Raw genomic sequence first — 574 nt, forward strand, 5'->3', positions numbered from 1 at the left:
TTCAGTGGCAACAATGGCAACGCGTAACGCGGGCATAGGCGATTTCCTGTGACATATCGGTTTACTGACAGTGGGCCTTTGCCGTCACCCACGCATTCAAAGTGAAAGCATTTCCCCATCGTCGGGTATCAACACGCGTTGTTCGATGCCATTTTCCCGGCAATATTCACGCAGTTCGGCACGGCTAAGCAGGCAATGGTTCACTGCCTCCATGTGTGAGGCCACGACCGTGCTGTGCGGTAACAGCTCAAGCGTTCGACTGGCATCCTCTTTTCCCATAATAATCGGGCCAAAGCCATCCACGGTAGCGCACCCGATATTCAGCACCACCACCTCGGGTTGGTAACGTTGCAGGCTGTCGACATAAGGGGGAGCCCATACGGTGTCGCCAGCAATATAAAGGCGCTTTTCCTTCGCGCTGTCAAACACCAGACCGCTGGTCTCCCCCATGCGTGTCGCCAGATCCGGGTTGGCATAGAGGGCATCGCTGCCATGCTGTCCGCCAGTTTTCCAGAGCGTGATACCAGCCAGGGTATTCTCCTGTGCCAACACCTGCACCTGTGAGAATCCCTGC

At 55.9% G+C, this 574-nt stretch carries 1 protein-coding gene; it reads right to left on the minus strand.

Annotation, left to right across the window (positions count from 1 at the left end; all coding sequences use genetic code 11):
• Positions 1–96 precede the first annotated feature (96 nt).
• On the minus strand, positions 97–574 hold a 478-nt coding region (locus tag J5224_RS34295; RefSeq protein ID WP_413544773.1), incomplete at its 5' end, for an MBL fold metallo-hydrolase.

This window comes from Candidatus Symbiopectobacterium sp. NZEC135 (assembly GCF_025962695.1).